We start from the raw sequence: 18,885 nt of genomic DNA, 5'->3' as shown, positions 1-18,885 counted from the left end.
GCGGCGTTGACAAGCGGGGCCGCGATCGGGCGAGATGGGACTCGATGACGCAGACCGACCACTCTTGTCCACAGGTACGGACGGCTCCGACGCGACGGGCCGGACGACACTTGGAGGGCGGGGCCGCTGCCCATCCCCACCCCCTGCCGGCCCGGACCCCTTGCCCGCCTCGCGCGCGCAGGGCCGAGCCGCGCCCCTGAAGGAGATGTCCATGCGCTACCAGATCACCGGCAAACAGATCGAGATCGGCGAGGCGCTGCAGACCCATGTGCAGACCGAGCTTGGCGTGACGCTGGGCAAATACGCCGGTCGTCCGACCGACGCCAATGTCGTGTTCTCGCGTTCGGGCCATGAACATGTCTGCGAAGCCGTGGTGCATCTGTCGACCGGCCTCACCGCGCAGGCCTCGGGCCGCGCCAACGAGATCTATGCCGCCTTCGACGCCTGCTGCGAGAAGATGGACAAACAGCTGCGCCGCTACAAGCGTCGGCTGAAGGACCATCACAAGGCCCGCGCAAACCCGGTTGAACAATCCCTCGCGGGCTCCTATATCCTCGCCGCGTCAGGAGACAGTGACGAAACCGAGCAGGACAGCCTCGCCCCGATGATCGTCGCCGAGATGGAATCGAAGATTCCCGAACTCTCGGTCGGTGAAGCCGTGATGCAACTCGAACTGACGGATTCCCCCGTGCTGGTGTTCCGCAACGAGAAGCACAGCGGGATCAACGTCGTCTACAAGCGCGACGATGGCAATTTCGGGTGGATCGACCCGCGTAACATCGGCTAGGAGGGCGCCAGATCCTGGCTCTCCGAGCCCGCCTCGCAGACAGGGGACTCCATATGCAGATTTCCGAGATCCTTCCGGTGGACGGCGTCAAGATGCTGGCTTCGACCAGCTCCAAGAAACGGCTGTTTCAGGACCTCGGGGATCTCGCGGAGACCTGCTATGATCTGACGCCCGCGCGCGTGGTCGAGGCGCTGCTCGAACGCGAGGGTCTCGGCCCCACCGGCGTCGGCCATGGCGTGGCGCTGCCGCATGCGCGACTCGGCGGTCTCGACCGGGTGCAAGGCCTGTTCATCCGCCTCGACAAGCCGCTCGAATTCGATTCGATCGACCGTCAGCCCGTGGATCTCGTGTTCTGCCTGCTTGCCCCCGATGGCAGCGGCGTCGAGCATCTCAAGGCCTTGGCGTTGGTGTCGCGCACATTGCGCGACACCGCCACCTGCCAGAAGCTGCGCTCCAACGCCGAGGCTGGCACGCTGCATGCGATCCTGACCGAAGGCCCCGCGATTCAGGCCGCTTGACGCCTCGGACGCCACTCCTGCCCGATAGCCCGGCTCAGCTGCGCAGCGGCCGCCAATCCGCAAATCCGAACCGCGCGTAATCGCGCGCATGGACCGCCCGCACCGCCGCTTCGATATCCGCGTCATAGATCGCGACGAGGGCGTCCTCGTGCGGGTCGCTCGCATTCGTCCATGGCGGCGCCTCGCGCCCCGCATGCGCGGCCAGCCTTGGTAGCGCCTGCGCAAGCTCGTCTTCGCGCAAGATCGCGTCGGGGCATTCGAACTCGGCGATCCCCTGCAACAGCATCCTCTGGCTGGCCCAGGCCGCATCGACCCGGACCGCGGTCTGCCCGGCCAGATTGGCCTTCACGAAACCGACGAAGGCGGCGAAGGCGGCGCGGTGATGCGCGGGATCGGGGTCGGGGCCCGCCGCCTCGGACGCGATCGGCAGGTCGTAGCGGCGGCGCAGCGTCTCGCGGATCTCGTGGAAACCGCCCGCCCCCCGGTCGAGGATCCGGTCGCAAAAGGCGGCGTGCAGCCGCGCCACTGGGTGGCGCAGCACCGCGAAGCTGCGGTGACCGGGATGCGCGCCCTGCCACGTGCGCAGCGTCTTTTGCGTGAAGTCCTGGCGCAGCGGCGCGCCATCGAGCGCCTCGAGCCAGCCGCGCAGCGCCGCCTCCGGCCCGGATTTGAGCGGCAGGCACAACAGGCCGCTCTGCGCGGGCGCGATGTAGCTGGGCACCATCGGGCCGCGCCGCGGCTCGAAATTGGGGGTGCGACCCAGATCGAACCGGTCGATCCGCGCCAGCGCCGCCCGCATCTCGTCGAAATTCTCCACCTTCTCGGCGAGGCTTTCGGGGTTCTGCTTCTTGAGGCTGCGATCAAGCCCCTCCAGCCGCGCCGGCACGCCTAGCCAAGCGGCCAGACCGTTGAGCACGGCCAGATCCTGAAGGTCGTCGTAATCGATATAGAAGGCGCTCTGCCCACCGCGCTGCAACGCGCCCATGATACGTAGCTGCGCCTGCCGCAGGCGCTCCAGATGCCGCTCGAAGCCGGTGGCGTCGAAGGCACGCGCTCGGCCCGAGCATGGCGCGCATCGGTGAGCTTCCACTGCCCCGTCGCCGCCGCGATGCGGTGCGAAACGTAGGATTCGGCCGGGTTGCGGGTCAGCACGATCTTGGCGATGCGCGGCGCCTCCATCAGCGGTGCGAAGAGGCGCGGGTCGTGATCGCTGAAGTAGCGAAACCCGTGCAGCCCCGGCGCCGCGCGCAACCGGGCCAGCAGGTCGAGCGGCGCCGCGTCGCGCACGGCCCGGTCCACCCCGAGGATCGGCGCGTCCTTGGGCGATCCGATGAAATGCGGGTTGAAGGCCTCGCCGTGGCAGGTCACGCCGTCGAGCGCGTTGAGATTGCTTTCGAGGAAGTTCGAACCGGTGCGCATCTCGGCGAGCACCACGAAGCTGTCGAAGTCAGGCATTGGGGCGGCTCACCAGATAGGGCTTGGGGGCGGAACGACGGGGACGGGGCGCGGGCCCGGCGGGGATGTCGCCGGTCAGGTAGGGATGCATGCCCAAGTTGCGCATCTCCTGCAGGAACCCGCCGAACCCGTCGAGCGGCAGCATCGGCGGCGGGTCGGGCAGCGCGCCGATGTGGTGCGGCGCGATATCGGCGAGCATCTGCGCCAGCGCCTCGGCGGGGGCCTCCAGAAGCTCGGCCAGCGTCCAGATCCTGATCCGCGCCTTGGCATAGGGTGAGCGCAGCGCGCCCAGATGGTCGGCCTCGGTCTTCTGCAGCCGCGCCGCTGTGTCGCGCAGCTCGGCCACGGGCCGCCCGGAGCGAAACAGCGGCACCGTCCAGGCTCCGGAGATGACGCCGATCCGCGCATTGGGATCCTTGGCGATGTCCCAACTCACATGCTGGCTGTCGCGCGGGCCGAACTGGAACACCTGACGCGCGCCGCGCCCGTTCCAGATCAGGTTGGTGAGAAACCGCCGTGCGTCGTGATCGCGCAGCGCCGCGCTGTCGGACAGCACCCCGCGCCACGGCGCGCCGCCGCCTTCGAAGGCCACGACCTCGGGGGCAAAGAGATGACCATGCACGGTGGCGCCGCTCGCGCGGGCGAACCAGCCCTCGAAGCCCTCGAACAGCTCGGCAAAGCCCTGCAGCACGCCGTAGGGCGCAGCGGTAAAGCCATTCTCCCACCCCTCGTTGGGCAAGCGGCTTTGCATGTAGAGACCGGCACGGCCATGCACCCGCCGCTCCGTCGCTTGGGCAAAGACCCGGTCGATCCGCGCAGGCGCGGGTTCGGCCATGCCCGCCGGATGCCCGCCCGCCGCCATCTCGTCATAGATCGCCTGCGCCCGGGGCCAGATCTTGCGCGCGACGAAGCACTCCGAACGGCGCAGCAGCGGCAGGTGATCGTCGTAGAACAGGTGCGGCTTGCCCTGAAAATCGAACTTGGCCATGGTCAGCGACCGGCTTTCGATCCGCGTGGACCAGCGGCGCGCGAGGCTTTGGAAATAGCTTTCGTCGGGGATCCAGACCCGGGCGAAGTAGAGGTCGAGCGCCGGGCGCTGCGGGTCCGACAGGATCGCCTCCAGCGTCGCGCGCGTCAGGCACCACCATTGCGATCCCATATGCGGCACCAGCCCCTCCGGCAGGCGCCGCCGCACCGCCAGACGCCGCTGCAGCGCCACGTAGCGGTCGAAGGCCCAGCGCTGCCGCTTCCACGAAAACGGAAAGCGCAGGGTGAACCGCTCCTCCGAGAGGCCGCCCACGGTCCATGGCACGTCGGCGACACAGGCGCTCTCGATGAAGTCGGTGTCGCGGCGCGCGGCGAGATAGGCGGTAAGTTCGGCCACCGGGCGCAGTGGCACGCAGGAGCCGGAAGCGAGATAGACATGCTCGACCGAGGCGAAGCTGTCGAGCATCAGCCGCGCGCCCGACTGCGTCGCCGCCACCATGCCCCAGCCGCCCCATTCGCAGCGGTGCCGGTCGCAAAACAGCACCCGGTCGGAGATGTCGTCGAAACCCGCCCGAAACCGCTCGAACCGCGACCGGCGCATGGCGCTGTCGACATGCACCACCACCGGGCAGCCTGACAGCGCCCAGTGCCGGATCACCTCCTCCGCGCGGCCCAGCGCGTTGTGCACGAGGATCACGACGCCGAGGCTCACGCCCAGTTGCCTCGCGACATCAGGCCCAGCACCTCGAGTTGCCGCCAGTTGATGTATCTTTCGCTCCATCGGCACCACAGTTCAGGGTCCGCCTCCAGACCGGCGGCATAGGCCTTGTACTCGGCGCTTGCGGCGTAATGTTGACCCCGTTGCAGCTCCTCGCGGGCCTTGTCGCCAAAGCCGTCGAGGAACTTGGTATGGAGCAGCATGCCGCAGGTCTTCTCGCCGCCCCACTCGTCATAGACGAGGTTGAGCCCGCGCGGCAGCAGCATGTGGGTCGAGCTGACATAGGCGTAGCGGCGGTCCCATTTCACCAGCGGGATCTTGTTGAGCGCGGGCGCGCGCTCGGGCATGTCGGCAAAGAACATCCGTGCGCGCGGCCCGCCCTGAATCCACAAATTGCCGTAGAGCGCGTTGCGCGAGATGCTGTAATTGCCCGGATCGAACCAGCAGGCGATCTCGAGCGGGTCGTCGCCCGCCGCGAAGGGCTGTGCGCCGATCGGCCCCTTGGGGTAGAGATCGAGCAGCATCGCTCCGAAGCTGCGGATCGAGGAAGCGTCGAGCCAGTCGGTCAGCGCCGCGAGCGGCCGCGTGTCGCAGAAGGGATAGATCAGCAGCTCATCGGGATCGACGGTCAGACACCAGTGGCCGTGGCCGTGGCGGCGCATCAGCCAGTTGAGCCAATCGACCCCGAATCGGGCGCGCTTGTAGCTCGCGTCGCTGCGCCACAGAGACACGTCGGGCTGTTCGGCCAGAAACGCCGCGCCGCCGTCATCGCTGCCGTTGTCGACCATGAAGAAATGCGAAACGCCCATGCCCCGGTAATGGTCGAGGAAATGCGGCAGCCGGGCGGCCTCGTTGCGCAGCGTGGTGAAGACGAGGATGTCCGAGGGGCGGATCTGCGTGCTTCGATCGACGACACAAGACAACTCGCGCCGCTTGCGCAGCGCCCGAAGGCGCCATCTCTTGCGCTGCAATCTCAGCCGGTAGGTCTGCCAGGCCTTCAAGCGTCCGTCTCCCCGGCCCGGTGGCCGATCAAAGCCCCCCGAGCGCGCGCTCCACATGTGCCGCCCAGCTTGGCGACAGGACGCGCGGTGGCGGCAGGCGGGGCGGCGCGGCATGCGCCCGGATCGCCTGCTCCCACTGGTAGCGGTCGGCCGGGTCGCAGTAAACGGCGGCGTCGCCCAGCAATTCGCGGCAGATGGCAAGATCGCCACAGATCACGCGGCATCCCAAGGCCTGCGCTTCGAGCGGCGGCAGGCCGTAGCCCTCGGCCAGCGAGGGAAACAACAGCGCCCGCGCGCCGCCCAGCAACGCCGCGACCGCCCCGTCCGAGAGGCCCGGCATCTCGGACACCCCCGGCACGCCCCGGTCGAGCCGCGCAAAGACCTCCGCATTGTTCCAGCCGCGCGCACCGCAGATGAAGAGGCGCGGCGCGTCATCGCCCAGCCGCTCCCAGACATCGAGCAGCAGCGCGTGATTCTTGCGCGGCTCGATGGTGCCCAGCACCACCATGTAGGGGCGGACGAGGTCGATATCGGGCGGCAGCGCGGCAGGATCGGGTCGGGCCGGAGCGACCCCGAGCGGCGCCACCACCATCGGCGGCACCCGCCCCCGTTCGGCCAGCCGCGCCTCGATCCGCGAGGCGGTCACCCGCGCGGTGGCCACGACCCGGTCGGCGTGGCGCGCCACCACATCGAGCCGCCGCCCAAAGCGCGCGACGCTGCCCGGTCCCGCCGCCTGCGGCAGATCGAGCGGGATCGTGTCATGGACCAGCACGACGACGCGCGCCCCCGCGCCGTGCAAAGCGCGCATCACCCGGTTGTCGAGATTGGCGTGGCCGGTGTTGAGATAGACGGCCCCCGGCGGCAGCCATCGGCGCAGCATCCCCGTCAGACCGCGCCGCGAAACGCGTGCCACGGCGAGCGCGCGCACCCGCCCCTGCGCCGCGCGTCGGGCCGGGTCGAGCCGCCGGAACAGCATCGCCACCGGCCCTGCACGGCCCCAATCATGATGATCGAACGCCCGCGCGAACCTCTGCATGCCGGCCCGGTCGAGCAGCGCGAAACCCACAGGCGTTCGCAGCAGGCCGAGAACAGGCCGGGGATCCGCGAGGCAGGCGCTGAGCCAAGCCCTCTCGACCCGGTCGACGCCGGTGGCCATGCGCCCGGCGCGGCTGGCCAGCCGCGTCAGGTCGAGGATCAGCGAGGTCGGCGGGACCAAGCGCCGGTCATTGCGCGGCGTTGCGGATCGCCATCATCTCGTGGAGATACTGGCCGAACTCGTCGCGCAGCTCATCGCGCGCGAGGCCGAAGGCCACGGTCGCCTGCAAGAAGCCCGCCTTGGAGCCGCAATCGTAGCGCTCGCCCGAGAAGCGGTGCCCGAAGACACCGCGCGGGCTGTCGATCTCCTTGGCGATCGCGTCGGTCAGCTGGATCTCTCCGCCTGCGCCTTTTTCGACCGAATCGAGATGCTGCATAACCTGCGGCGACAGGATGTAGCGCCCGATCACGGCGAGGTTCGAGGGCGCGTCGGCGGGCTTGGGCTTCTCGACCATGCCGCGCACCTTCATCGTGTCGCCCTGCCCGGCCTCGACATCGAGCACGCCGTAAGAAGAGGTGCGCTCATTGGGCACCTCCATCGCCGCGACCATGCAGCCACCGGTCTCGCGATGTGCTTCGACCATCTGCTGCAGGCAAGGCTTCTCGGCGGCGATCACGTCATCGGGCAGGATCACCGCAAAGGGCTCGTCGCCGATCAGGTTGCGCGCGCACCAGACCGCGTGGCCTAGGCCCATCGCCTGATGCTGGCGGATATAGGCGATGGCACCCGACGGCATGTAGGTCGACTTGAGCACGTCGAGCAGTTGGTCCTTGCCGTCTTCGGCCAAGCGCGTTTCCAGTTCGGGCGCATGGTCGAAGTAATCCTCGAGCGCCGACTTGCCGCGCGCGGTCACGAAGATGAACTCCTCGATACCGGCGGCGCGCGCCTCGTCGATCGCGTATTGGATCAACGGCTTGTCGACGAGCGTCATGATTTCCTTGGGAACGGATTTGGTGGCCGGTAGGAACCGCGTCCCAAGTCCTGCCACGGGAAATACGGCCTTGGTCACACGTGTCGTCATCTACCTGAATCCTTTGTTCGCGGCGCATCGGGGAGAAGGCGCCCGCTTGAAAACCTTTGCGATCTGCTTCGCAACAACCGTGAACAACCGCAAGACGTTCCTATCATGATGGCGTCATCTCATCAATTCTCGCCCCCTCGGGGTCGCGATGCGTACGTTGCCGCGCCTCCTCGAAGGCGGCGCGCTCGGCAAAACGCCAGCGCCGGAACGCCGGATCGCCGGGCAGCGACGGGCCGAACAGCCCGCCCGACTGCACCCAGACGCCGCGCGGGTCGAACCGGATATGGTGGCGGCGCGCATCGGGCCACAGCACCAGCAGCGTCACGACATGGCCGCGCCCGGCGATCTGCACCGCCTCGGCCATCTGCGCGCGCGCGGTGAAGGGCCGCGCCGAGAGCCAGACCGAGGGCAGCGCGGAGCCGATGTCGCGCAACGGCGAAAAGGCGGGCGGCGGCTCGTCGAGCGGCACCAGCCGCTCCAGCGGTCTGAGCCGTCCCTCGGATACGCCTGCCTCGAAGCTTGCCATGAGGCGTCCCACATCCCCCGGCGCGATCCGGCCCCATTGCATATGGTGCAAAAGCCGCTGCTTCTGGGCCATGCGCTCGGCTTCGATCCGGGCATTGCCATCGAGCCGCGCGCCGTGGCGCCGCAGGAACACCGCGAGGCTCGCTCCGATGTCGGACAGGTCGCGTGGCACCCGGTCGTCGCGGCGGCGGGGCGAGGCGAGATAGCCGTGATGCACCTGCGCTTGCGGCACGATCGCGGTGCGCGCGCCCATGGCCGCGAGCCGCAGGTTCAGGTCGGTCTCGTCGAGATAGAAGCGATAGGCCGGATCGAAGCCGCCCATCGCGGTCAGCACGCCGCGCCGCACCGCCATGTTGGTGCCCTCGGTCTTGATGCCACGCCCGAGCCTGCCGCGCAGCACGATCGGCGCATCGCTCTCGAGCACCAGATCGCGACAGCTGCCGTCGGCGAAGGCCGCGCGCGCCCGCCATTGCCAGCCGAAGTGGCCGGGGCCGCGCACGAAACCGCCCGCTGCGGCCACCGTTTCGTCCTCGAACGGAGCAGTCAGCGCCGCGAGCCAGCCCGGCTCGGGCAGCGCGTCGTCGTCAAGAAAGGCCACCACCTCGCCCGCCGCCGCCTCGATGCCGATGTTGCGCGCGCGGCCGATATTGGCCTCGTCGCAGCGGCGCACCCGAATCCGGTCGCCCCAGGACGCCAGCGCCGCCTGCCCCTCGGCATCGGTGACGACGACGACCTCGAAGGCGGGGTGGCGGCTTTGCGACAGCGCCGTCAGGCACAGCCGCAGCGCATCGGGGCGCCCGCGGCTGGCGATGACGACGCTGACGCGGATCGGCGTCACGCCACCTGCATCTCGGCGAGCATCGCCTCGATGCGCGGCACGTCGGAGGGGTTGTTCAGCTCCCAGAACTGCCGCCCGCGTGCCTCGACCTCGACGCAGAGCATCGGCACCCGGCGTTCGAGAAAGCGCAGCTGCTCCAGCCCTTCGAGCGTCTCCAGCGGCCCCTGCTGCCAGCGGCCATAGGCGGCCAGCGCCGAGGGGCGGTAGGCATAGACCCCGACATGGTGGAACACCGGCGTCGCCTCCTCGTCGGCATAATCGTCGCGCCCGGTGTAGGGGATCACCTCCTTGGAGAAGTAGAGCGCGGTATTGTCGGTGCCGAACACCGCCGTGGTGCCCCCGACCCGGCCCGCGCGGCGATCCTCGCGAAAGCCCTTGAGCGCCGCGGCATCGGCGCGCAGAACCGGCGTCGCCACTTCGGCCACCGGGTGATCGCGCAGATCCTCGATCAGACGCTCCACGAACCATGGCGGGGTCAGCGGCGCGTCGCCTTGCAGGTTCACCACGATCTCGAAGCCGCCGCCCAGCGCGTCATAGGCCTCGGCGCAGCGTTCGGTGCCGTTGCGACAGGCCTCGGAGGTCATCACCACCTCCGCGCCGAAGGCCTCGGCGGCGGTGCGGATCCGGTCGTCGTCGGTGGCGACCACGACGCGCGGGTTGCCGGAAACCTGCATCGCCGCCTCCCAGGAGCGGCGGATCAGGCTGCGCGCCTCCCCCGTCGCCCCGGTCAGCTCGACCAGCGGCTTGCCCGGATAGCGGGATGAGGCGTAGCGCGCGGGGATGACGATCAGCACCGACATCAGGGCTTGGCCAGATCCACGCCGGGGGCGTAAGCGATGAAGAACGGGTTCTCGAAGCCCGGCTTGCCATAGCCCAGCACCGTGTGATCGTCGAAGCGCACGACCTTGCCGCCCGCGCCGCCGAGCACCGCGTGACCGGCCGCCGTGTCCCACTCCATGGTGCGCCCGAGGCGCGGATAGATGTCGGCCTCGCCCGTCGCCACGAGACAGAACTTGAGCGAGGAGCCCGCGCTCTTCATGTCGGCGACCTCGTATTTGCCGATGTAGTCGTCGGTGGCGGCGTCGCGGTGGCTCTTGGAGGCGACGACGCGGAGCGCCGCGTCGGGGGTCGAGACCTTGATCGGCGCGGTGGCGCCCGGCGTGTCCGCATCGAACGGGCCCTGCTCCTCGACCGAAACCCCCGAGGCGTCGGTGTAGAACAGGCGCCCCTTGGCGGGGGCATAGACCACGCCGCGCGTCGGCTGGCCGTCCTCGACGAGGGCGATGTTGACGGTGAAGTCGCCGCGGCGCTGCACGAACTCCTTGGTGCCATCGAGCGGATCGACGATCAGGAAGGTCGAAACGCTCTGGCCGTGGCTGTCGGACTGCTCCTCGGTGACGAGCGGCATCTCGGGGAAGGCGGCGCGCAGCCCGTCCGAGATCAGCGCGTCGGCGGCCTCGTCGGCAGCGGTGACGGGGCTGTCGTCGCTCTTGGCACGCACGTCGAAATCGGGACCGTCATAGATCTCCATGATTTTCTCGCCCGCCTCGATCGCGAGTTTGCGCATCACCTGCGTCAGCCTGTCGAAATCCATATCACCAACCGTCCTTTGACCTTGTACCGCCCCGAAATCGCCATCCGCTTCATGCGATGTTGATAGGTCGGAGCGATCTCCTTATGGTATCCCGTCCGGAGATCGGCAAGAAATTCGTCACCCGTCCGCCGGTCGCGGAACCCGGTCGCAGAGCGAGGTCAGATGTTCCAAGGCGAGCGCCCCCGCGGCACGGGCCGACGCGCAGCCGGATTGGCCGAACTGATCTATCACTCCACCGTGCGCGAGATCCGCAAGGATCACCGCAATGCGCTTGCGGGGCTGTTGATGAACATCGTCCAGACGGTGATCTTCGTGCTCGCCTTCTATCTGATGTTCACGCTGATCGGCGCGCGCGGCGCCGGGCTTCGGGGCGACTTCCTGCTTTATCTGATGTCGGGCATCTTCCTGTTTCTGATCCACACCAAGGCCGTGGGCGCGGTGGTCAAGGCCGACGGCCCCGCCTCCTCGATGATGAAGCACGCGCCGCTCAACACCGCCGTGACCATTTCGGCGGCGGCGCTGGGCTCGCTCTACATCCAGCTGTTGTCGCTTCTGGTGATCCTGTTCTTCTACCACGTGCTGGTGACGCCGGTGGTGATCGAGGACCCGGTGGGCGCGATGGGGATGCTGCTGGTGGCGTGGTTCTCGGGTGTCGGCGTCGGCATGATCTTCATGGCAATCAAGCCATGGCTGCCCGAGTTCACCACCATCGGCGTCTCGGTCTATTCGCGCGTCAACATGATCGCGAGCGGCAAGATGTTCGTGGCCAACACGCTTCCGGGCTACATGCTTTCGGTGTTCGACTGGAACCCGCTGTTTCACGCGATCGATCAGGCGCGGGGCGACATATTCCTCAACTACACGCCGCATTTCACCTCGGCTCTCTATCCGCTCTGGATCGGGCTGATTCTGGTGGCTGTCGGCATGATGGCCGAGTTCTTCACTCGCAAGCGCGCCTCCGCGAGTTGGAGCGCCGGGCGTTAACGCACCACCCGGAGCGTGACGTTGATCCGCCCGCCCCCCGTGATCAGCGTCGAGGATCCTTCGCGCAGCCGGTCGATGCCGTGATGCACCAGCCGCGCCGCGCCGCCCATCACCGCGACATCGCCCGAGCGCAGCCAGATCGAGGCGGTCCTGCCGCCCTTTTCGACCGACCCCACCCGGAACAGCGCCTCGTCGCCAAGCGAGATCGACACCACCGGGTAGGAGAAATCCCCCTCGTCGCGGTCCTGATGCAGGCCCATCTTCGCCCCCTCGCGGTAGAGGTTCACGAGACAGCTGTCGGGATCGACATCCGTGCCCGACACCGCGCGCCAGACCGCCAGGACGCTTTGCGGAATCGACGGCCAGGGGCGGCCGGTTTCGGGGTGCAGTTCTTCGTAACGGTAGCCGCGCCGATCCGCGACCCAGCCCAGCCGGCCGGCGGAGGTCATCCGCACGCTCATCGGGCCGCGCCGGGTGACCGGGCGCATTACCGGGGCGGCGCGCGCTACCTTGCGCAGATCGGCGACCATCGCCGCCTGCGCGTCGGGTCCCAGAAAGCCGGGCAGCACCCGCACCCCCCGCAGGTCGATCTCCTCCGCTTCCATGCGCCGTCTCCCCGTTCGGTTCCACCGAGGTGGCAAAATGGCGCGTCTCGGCCATCGCTGCCAGTTGCAGCCCGAAAACGCCCTCCCTATATAGCCCAGTGATCCGCGGCGGGCTCGTCTCGCCGCAAAATTCCTGTCCGGGGCGGATGCCTCAACGGGTCCGCACCGGAAAACCGCCTAGAGCTAGAGGGTTTTGAACATGGCTAAAGTAATCGGCATCGACCTCGGGACCACCAACTCCTGCGTCGCGATCATGGATGGCTCGCAGCCCCGCGTGATCGAGAACTCGGAAGGCGCCCGCACCACCCCGTCGATCGTCGCCTTCACCGACGATGAGCGTCTGGTCGGCCAGCCCGCCAAGCGGCAGGCCGTCACCAACCCGTCCAACACCATCCACGCGGTCAAGCGCCTCGTCGGCCGCCGCATGTCGGACGCCGCGGTCGAGAAGGACCGCAAGCTCGTCCCCTACAACATCGTGGACGGCGGCAATGGCGACGCCTGGGTCGAGGTGAAGGGCGAGAAGTATTCCCCCTCGCAGATCTCCGCCTTCACGCTCCAGAAGATGAAGGAAACCGCCGAGTCCTATCTTGGCGAGGAAGTGACGCAGGCCGTCATCACCGTTCCCGCCTACTTCAACGACGCCCAGCGTCAGGCGACCAAGGACGCGGGCAAGATCGCCGGCCTCGAAGTGCTGCGCATCATCAACGAGCCGACCGCCGCCGCGCTGGCCTATGGCCTCGACAAGAAGGACGCCAAGACCATCGCCGTCTATGACCTCGGCGGCGGCACCTTCGACGTGACCATCCTCGAGATCGACGACGGCCTGTTCGAGGTGAAGTCGACCAATGGCGACACCTTCCTCGGTGGCGAAGACTTCGACATGCGCATCGTGAACTACCTCGCGCAGGAGTTCAAAAAGGAGCATGGCGCCGATCTCACCACCGACAAGATGGCGCTGCAGCGTCTGAAGGAAGCGGCCGAGAAGGCGAAGATCGAGCTGTCGAGCTCGACCCAAACCGAGATCAACCAGCCGTTCATCTCGATGAACGCCTCGACCGGCACGCCGCTGCACCTCGTCATGAAGCTGACCCGCGCCAAGCTCGAAAGCCTCGTGGGTGACCTGATCAAGGCCTCGATGAAGCCCTGCCAGGCTGCGCTCAAGGATGCCGGCATCTCGACCTCGGACATCGACGAGGTCGTGCTCGTCGGCGGCATGACCCGCATGCCCAAGGTCGTGGAAGAGGTGACCAAGTTCTTCGGCAAGGAGCCGCACAAGGGCGTGAACCCCGACGAGGTGGTGGCGCTGGGTGCTGCGATCCAGGCCGGCGTGCTGCAGGGCGACGTCAAGGACGTGGTGCTGCTCGACGTGACGCCGCTGTCCTTGGGCATCGAGACGCTGGGTGGCGTGTTCACCCGCCTGATCGACCGCAACACCACGATCCCGACCAAAAAGAGCCAAATCTTCTCGACCGCCGAGGACAACCAGAACGCGGTGACGATCCGGGTCTTCCAGGGTGAGCGCGAGATGGCCCAGGACAACAAGATGCTGGGCCAGTTCAACCTCGAGAACATCCCGCCCGCCCCGCGCGGCATGCCGCAGATCGAGGTGACCTTCGACATCGATGCCAACGGCATCGTGTCGGTGAGCGCCAAGGACAAGGGCACCGGCAAGGAGCAGAAGATCACCATCCAGGCGTCCGGCGGTCTCACCGACGAGGACATCGAGAAGATGGTCCGCGAGGCCGAGGAGAACGCCGAGGGCGACAAGAAGCGGCGTGATCTGGTCGAGGCCAAGAACCAGGCGGAGAGCCTGATCCATTCGACCGAAAAGTCGATGGAAGAGCATGCCGACAAGGTCGATCCGACCACGATCGAGGCGATCGAACTGGCGCTGGCCGCGCTCAAGGACGAAGTCGAGGGCGACAACCCCGACAAGATCCGCTCGGGCATCCAGAACGTCTCCGAGGCGGCGATGAAGCTGGGCGAGGCCATCTACAAGGCCGGTCAGGCCGAGGCCGGCGAAGACGAGCCCGCAGAGAGCGACAAGCCGCGCGACAACGACGATGACGGCATCGTGGACGCCGACTTCGAGGATCTGGACGACGACAAGCGGGGCCGCTGAGGCGCCGCGCAAGCTCTGGTCCAAGGAGCCGGCCCGCTGACCGGGCCGGCTCCTTTCCGTTTCCGAAAGGCAGGACGATCCTATGGCAAAACGCGACTATTACGAAACGCTCGGAGTCTCCAAGGGCGTGTCCGCCGACGAGATCAAGAAGGCCTATCGCCAGAAGGCGAAGGAGCTTCACCCCGACCGCAACTCCGACAACCCCAATGCCGAAGAGCAGTTCAAGGCCGCCAACGAGGCCTATGACGTGCTTAAGGACGCCGACAAGAAGGCCGCCTATGACCGCTATGGCCACGCCGCCTTCGAAGGTGGCATGGGTGCGCGTCCGGGCGGCGGTGCGGGCGGCTTCCGCGGTCAGGGCGACTTCGCCTCGGCCTTCTCGGACGTGTTCGACGATCTCTTCGGCGATTTCATGGGCCAGCGCGGCGGCGGCGGCGGTGGCCGCAGCCGGGCCGCGCGCGGCAACGATCTGCGCTACAACCTGCGCATCAATCTCGAAGACGCCTTCGCGGGCATGCAAAAGACCGTGACGGTGCCCACCTCCGTCACCTGCGGCAAATGCTTGGGTTCGGGCGCCTCCGACGGCTCCGAACCCGCGACCTGCCCGACCTGTTCGGGCATGGGCAAGGTGCGCGCGCAGCAGGGCTTCTTCACGGTCGAACGCACTTGCCCGACCTGCAACGGCATCGGTCAGATCATCAAGGACCCCTGCCGGGCCTGTCAGGGCGCGGGACGCGTCGAGAAGGAGAAATCCCTCTCGGTCAACATCCCCGCGGGCGTCGAGACCGGGACCCGCATCCGGCTTGCCGGTGAGGGCGAGGCCGGGCTGCGTGGCGGCCCGTCGGGCGATCTCTACATCTTCATCGATGTGGCCGAACACCAGCTCTTCAAGCGTGACGGCCACGATCTCTACTGCCGCGTGCCCGTCTCCATGGCGGCGGCGGCGTTGGGCGGTGACATCGAGGTGCCGACCATCGATGGCGGCAAGTCCCGCGTGAAGATCCCCGAAGGCAGCCAGTCGGGTCGGCAGATGCGCCTGCGCGGCAAGGGTATGCCCGCCCTGCGCGGTGGCCAGCGCGGCGACATGTTCATCGAGCTCGCCGTCGAGACGCCGGTCAACCTCACCGCGCGGCAACGCGATCTTCTCAAGGAGTTCGACGAGCTTGGCGAGAAGAACAATCCGCAAAGCTCGAACTTCTTCTCCGCCGTGAAGGGGTTCTGGGATTCGATGAAGGGCTGAAACTCTTAAGCCCGTTTTAACCATGCCCGCGAAACACTCGCGGGCATGGTTTCCGATCCTTCCTTCGCCGAACGCCCCCTTCCCTTCGACCGCGACGAGGTGGCCGATGTCGCGCCGTTGCCCAAGGGGCGCGTTCCCTCCTACATGGCCGATCACCGCCGCCGCCTGCGTGAGAGGTTCCTCTCGGGCGGGGCCGACGCCATGCCGGATTACGAGCTGCTGGAGCTGCTTTTGTTCCGCGCCATCCCGCGGCAGGACGTCAAACCGCTGGCCCGCCGCCTGATCGACGCCTTCGGCGATCTCAACCGGGTGCTTGCTGCCCCGCCCCCTCGGCTGAGCGAGATCGACGGCGTCGGTCCCTCCGTGCTCACCGAGATCAAGGTGGTCGAGGCCGTCGCGCACCGCATGGCACGCGCGAAGGTCATCGCGCAGCCCGTGCTATCGGGTTGGGAGCCGCTGCTCGACTACTGTCGCACGGTGATGGCGCATCGCGACACCGAGCAGTTCCGGGTGCTGTTTCTCGACCGGCGCAACGTGCTCGTCGCCGACGAGGCGCAGGCGCGCGGCACTGTCGATCATGTGCCGGTCTATCCCCGTGAGGTGGTCAAGAGGGCGCTGGAGCTGAACGCCTCGGCGCTGATCCTCGTGCACAACCACCCCTCGGGCGACCCGACGCCGTCGGAGGCCGATATCGTCATGACCGGGCAGATCGAGGCGGCGGCGCGCGCGCTCGGCATCACGCTGCACGACCATCTCGTGATCGGCAAATCGCGCGAAACGAGCTTTCGCACGGAGGGGCTGCTTTGAAGGATCGCCGACAGGAGCCGTTTAGCGCAAGGGCGCGACCCAAAGCTCGACCCTGCGATTGATGCCGCGCCCGGTCTCGGTGTCGTCGCAGCCCATGGGCATCGCTTCGCCAAAGGCCGCGACCTCGAGCGAGGCACCGGACGGCATTTCGCCGCCCAAGAGTGACAGCACCGCCGCCCGCACCGCCTCGGCACGCTCGAGCGACAGGTCGTGATTGGCCACCGGGCCGCCGCGCCCATCCGAAAAGCCCGCCAGCAGCAGCGATTCGCCGCTGTGGCGCCCGTCGCGGATCGCTTGGGCAAGCTGCACCACGCGCGAGCGCGACACCGCGTCGAGGGCGGTCTCTCCGGCTTCGAAACGGAAGGTTGTCGACAGCCTCTGGCGCGACCCCAGCACCCGCAGCATCCGCTGCAGATCCTCCAACGCCACGTCGTCGCCCGCCGAGAGTACCGCCCCGGCGATGCGTCCGCCCTGGCTCTCGATCGGGATCGGGATCGGCGCGAGACCGGTGACCCCGGCACGGCGCAGCACGAGTTGCGCCTCGCTCGTGGCAATCCAGGCGAGGAACGCTTCCGCCGCTTCCGGCAGGCGGCGCATGGGGCGATAGAGCACCAAGGGCAGGGTGAGTGGGAAATCCCCCGTGGTGACGCTCTCAGGCCGGGCCGTGCCGCGCAACCCGCAAGGGCCTGTCAGGGCCAATGGCTGCGCCGCACCCAGCCGTCCAAAGGGCAGCATGCCGATCGCGCCGGGATCGGCGACCACGGCGGCGGCAAGCGCGTCGGCATCCGCGTGGCGGACCACCTCGGCCGACAGGCTGCGCTCCATGCGCTCCAGCACCAGCGTCTCAAAGCCCTGCGCCTGCCCGCTCGTCTCGGCCTCAAGATGTAGCCGCACCGGCCCCAGCGCCTCCCCCAGACGCGACCAATCGGTGATCTCGCCCGCGAAAAGCCGCGACAGCTGCGACAGCGACAGCGCCTGCAACCGCCGTCCCGGCGCGACCACCGGCACCAGCGCGTCGAGCCCCACGAGCTGCAGCCGCCCCGGCGCGTCGAGCCGACCCAATCCCGCGTCCCGGGCAAGCGACAGTTCCTTGGCGTCGAGCAACCGCTCGGCCATTGCCATGTCGGCCTCGTTCGCCAGAAGATCGGCGAAACCGTCCTCGGTCGAGGTCAGGCGAAACGAGACCCGCAGCTTCTCCTCGGCCTCCCCCGCTTCCCGCGGCAGGGCGAGGCTGTAGAGCGCGTGGCCCTCATGCGACTCGACGCGCTCGGGCTCCCAGCCTTGGGCGCGGGCATAACCCTCGACCAGAGCGGGCAGCACCAGCTCGCCCAGCCGCGCCGCGCCCGAAAGCCGCAACTCGGGCACCCAAACATCCGGGTCGGGGCAGCTCGCGCCCTCGCAAGTCACACCGGCGAGCGGCAGCGTCAGCTCGCCATGCTCGGTGGCGATCCGCAGGTAGCGTCCGTCATAGCCCAGAAGGCTTCCGGTGAGGTTCAGCGTGCCCGAGCGCGAGGTAAGCCGCACCTCCCGATCCGGCTCCTGCGCCAAGAGAGCTTGCGGCGCGCACCCGAGGACCGCGCCCAAGGCCACGCGGCGTAACGTCTTGAAGATCGGGGGAAAGGCGGGTTTTCTGAGCGTCATCTCGACGCGAGTGTCAGCCCCGGCTCAAGGTTTTGCAAGACGAGAAGCTCGCCTAGCGCATCGCAGCCCGGAAGCGTGACCTCAAGGTCGAGGCTGGCCAGACCGCCCTTGCCGTCGCTGCGCACCATTTCGGCCTGCATTGGCGTGCCGCAATTCTCCGCCGTCACCTCGATCTCGACCCGCAGGCCGCGCGTTTCGCCGACCGGCGCGCTGTAGATCTGCGCCAGATGCGCCTCGGGCGCGGCGGCATGGCCCAAGGCTACCATGACGGCGCCCGTGCCCGAGTCCGTAGTAGAATCCGCAGGGGCATCGAGCTCAGATCGCCCGCGCCGCCGGGCCTGCCGCCCGGCGCCAGCGCATGCAGCGAGATCCCGTCGCTGTCGCGCCATTGCAGCGCCACGCGCTGCCACTCCTGCATGTCGGGCAGATCGACGGAGGCGATGGCGGTCTTGCCACCGGCCTCGGCCATGAACACGGCCTGCGCCGAAAGGGCGGGAAACAGCGCCTCGGCCCGGCCATCCCCGTCGGTCAGCAGGGTCACGGTCAGCCCTTGGTGGCGCAGCATCACGCGGGCCATGGGCGCGCAGGGGGCCTTGAGCTGCAGAGCGGCCATCGCGCCGGAGCGCGGCTCGGCCGACAGTGACAGGCCGCAACCCTCCCCGCGCGGCACCGACAAGCGTGCCAGCGGCACAGGGGTGCGCATCGGCACCGGCCGGTCGAAGGCCGCGGCAGCGAGAGGCGGGCTGTCGGGCAAGGAGCCGATCAGGATGGGCGGTTCGGGAAAGGTCTGCGGAAGCTCGACCGGCGTCGCCGAGGCGCGCGACACACCGCTTTCCATGAACTGGCCGATCGCCAGCGCGGCGGTGGCGCAGGCACCCGCGGTCGCAAGAAAACGCAAAACAGCCATGAGACGATCCCTACCCATCTGGTCGGTCCAGACTAGGCG

The 18,885-nt window shown here is 68.1% G+C and carries 17 protein-coding genes and 1 pseudogene; 6 read left to right on the top strand and 12 right to left on the bottom strand.

Annotated features, from left to right (window positions below; genetic code table 11):
* The first annotated feature begins 211 nt into the window (after positions 1-211).
* Both hpf and MBELCI_RS03975 read left to right on the top strand, forming a co-directional pair.
* Positions 212-787 carry a ribosome hibernation-promoting factor, HPF/YfiA family gene (gene hpf, locus MBELCI_RS03980; RefSeq protein WP_021692868.1) on the top strand — a complete coding sequence of 192 codons (576 nt, stop codon included), beginning with the start codon at positions 212-214 and terminating at the stop codon, positions 785-787.
* A 53-nt stretch (positions 788-840) separates the two neighbouring features.
* Complete coding sequence (locus tag MBELCI_RS03975; RefSeq protein ID WP_021692867.1) at positions 841-1,305, top strand: PTS sugar transporter subunit IIA; 465 nt, start codon at positions 841-843, stop codon at positions 1,303-1,305.
* A gap of 34 nt (positions 1,306-1,339) precedes the next feature.
* Here the strand turns inward: MBELCI_RS03975 and MBELCI_RS03970 are convergent.
* The 8 genes and pseudogenes from MBELCI_RS03970 to cysQ form a co-directional block, all read right to left on the bottom strand.
* Positions 1,340-2,760, bottom strand: a pseudogene (locus tag MBELCI_RS03970) (nodulation protein NodH).
* Positions 2,753-4,459 (bottom strand): DUF5927 domain-containing protein, encoded by a 1,707-nt coding sequence (locus MBELCI_RS03965; RefSeq protein WP_021692865.1) that lies wholly within the window; start codon positions 4,457-4,459, stop codon positions 2,753-2,755. Before MBELCI_RS03965 ends, MBELCI_RS03970 begins: the two are co-directional and overlap by 8 nt.
* Positions 4,456-5,466, bottom strand: a complete 1,011-nt coding sequence (locus MBELCI_RS03960) for a glycosyltransferase family 2 protein (RefSeq protein ID WP_021692864.1) — start codon at positions 5,464-5,466, stop codon at positions 4,456-4,458. Before MBELCI_RS03960 ends, MBELCI_RS03965 begins: the two co-directional genes overlap by 4 nt.
* Before the next feature lie 28 nt (positions 5,467-5,494).
* The gene (locus MBELCI_RS03955; RefSeq protein WP_021692863.1) at positions 5,495-6,682 is read right to left on the bottom strand and encodes a glycosyltransferase family 4 protein; all 1,188 of its coding nucleotides are present in this window, start codon (positions 6,680-6,682) and stop codon (positions 5,495-5,497) included.
* A gap of 7 nt (positions 6,683-6,689) precedes the next feature.
* A complete protein-coding gene (galU, locus tag MBELCI_RS03950; protein WP_021692862.1) occupies positions 6,690-7,583 on the bottom strand; it encodes a UTP--glucose-1-phosphate uridylyltransferase GalU in 894 nt (297 codons plus the stop codon).
* 103 nt (positions 7,584-7,686) lie between these two features.
* Positions 7,687-8,946 (bottom strand): glycosyltransferase family 2 protein, encoded by a 1,260-nt coding sequence (locus MBELCI_RS03945; RefSeq protein WP_021692861.1) that lies wholly within the window; start codon positions 8,944-8,946, stop codon positions 7,687-7,689.
* A complete protein-coding gene (locus MBELCI_RS03940; protein WP_021692860.1) occupies positions 8,943-9,746 on the bottom strand; it encodes a 3-deoxy-manno-octulosonate cytidylyltransferase in 804 nt (267 codons plus the stop codon). Before MBELCI_RS03940 ends, MBELCI_RS03945 begins: the two co-directional genes overlap by 4 nt.
* Positions 9,746-10,540: a 3'(2'),5'-bisphosphate nucleotidase CysQ gene (cysQ, locus tag MBELCI_RS03935; RefSeq protein WP_021692859.1), complete on the bottom strand. Its 795-nt coding sequence runs from the start codon at positions 10,538-10,540 to the stop codon at positions 9,746-9,748. The genes MBELCI_RS03940 and cysQ overlap by 1 nt, the downstream gene beginning before the upstream one ends.
* Before the next feature lie 162 nt (positions 10,541-10,702).
* Between cysQ and MBELCI_RS03930 the strand changes: the two genes are divergently transcribed.
* Positions 10,703-11,524, top strand: a complete 822-nt coding sequence (locus MBELCI_RS03930) for an ABC transporter permease (protein WP_021692858.1) — start codon at positions 10,703-10,705, stop codon at positions 11,522-11,524.
* On the opposite strand, the gene MBELCI_RS03925 is transcribed toward MBELCI_RS03930, so the two are convergent.
* Positions 11,521-12,129: an alpha-ketoglutarate-dependent dioxygenase AlkB family protein gene (locus tag MBELCI_RS03925; RefSeq protein ID WP_021692857.1), complete on the bottom strand. Its 609-nt coding sequence runs from the start codon at positions 12,127-12,129 to the stop codon at positions 11,521-11,523. The two genes, MBELCI_RS03930 and MBELCI_RS03925, sit on opposite strands and share 4 nt — an antisense overlap.
* A gap of 199 nt (positions 12,130-12,328) precedes the next feature.
* Here MBELCI_RS03925 and dnaK point away from each other — a divergent pair, with 199 nt between their 5' ends.
* The 3 genes from dnaK to radC all read left to right on the top strand — a co-directional run bounded on the left by dnaK (position 12,329) and on the right by radC (position 16,298).
* Positions 12,329-14,251 (top strand): molecular chaperone DnaK, encoded by a 1,923-nt coding sequence (gene dnaK / locus MBELCI_RS03920; protein WP_021692856.1) that lies wholly within the window; start codon positions 12,329-12,331, stop codon positions 14,249-14,251.
* 82 nt (positions 14,252-14,333) lie between these two features.
* Positions 14,334-15,491 (top strand): molecular chaperone DnaJ, encoded by a 1,158-nt coding sequence (dnaJ, locus tag MBELCI_RS03915; protein WP_021692855.1) that lies wholly within the window; start codon positions 14,334-14,336, stop codon positions 15,489-15,491.
* A gap of 45 nt (positions 15,492-15,536) precedes the next feature.
* The gene (gene radC / locus MBELCI_RS03910) at positions 15,537-16,298 is read left to right on the top strand and encodes a RadC family protein (protein WP_021692854.1); all 762 of its coding nucleotides are present in this window, start codon (positions 15,537-15,539) and stop codon (positions 16,296-16,298) included.
* Positions 16,299-16,319: 21 nt separating this feature from the next.
* Here the strand turns inward: radC and MBELCI_RS03905 are convergent, their stop codons facing one another.
* From MBELCI_RS03905 to MBELCI_RS03895, 3 genes are read right to left on the bottom strand one after another with little or no spacing between them, the layout of a single operon-like run.
* Positions 16,320-17,939: a phosphate ABC transporter substrate-binding/OmpA family protein gene (locus MBELCI_RS03905; RefSeq protein ID WP_021692853.1), complete on the bottom strand. Its 1,620-nt coding sequence runs from the start codon at positions 17,937-17,939 to the stop codon at positions 16,320-16,322.
* The gene (locus tag MBELCI_RS03900) at positions 17,936-18,205 is read right to left on the bottom strand and encodes a hypothetical protein (RefSeq protein ID WP_021692852.1); all 270 of its coding nucleotides are present in this window, start codon (positions 18,203-18,205) and stop codon (positions 17,936-17,938) included. Before MBELCI_RS03900 ends, MBELCI_RS03905 begins: the two co-directional genes overlap by 4 nt.
* The gene (locus tag MBELCI_RS03895) at positions 18,199-18,846 is read right to left on the bottom strand and encodes a hypothetical protein (protein WP_021692851.1); all 648 of its coding nucleotides are present in this window, start codon (positions 18,844-18,846) and stop codon (positions 18,199-18,201) included. The genes MBELCI_RS03900 and MBELCI_RS03895 overlap by 7 nt, the downstream gene beginning before the upstream one ends.
* Positions 18,847-18,885: the final 39 nt, after the last annotated feature.

This window comes from Limimaricola cinnabarinus LL-001 (assembly GCF_000466965.1).
In the GTDB taxonomy this organism is placed as follows: domain Bacteria; phylum Pseudomonadota; class Alphaproteobacteria; order Rhodobacterales; family Rhodobacteraceae; genus Limimaricola; species Limimaricola cinnabarinus.
This window is presented reverse-complemented; position numbering and strand designations above follow the sequence as displayed.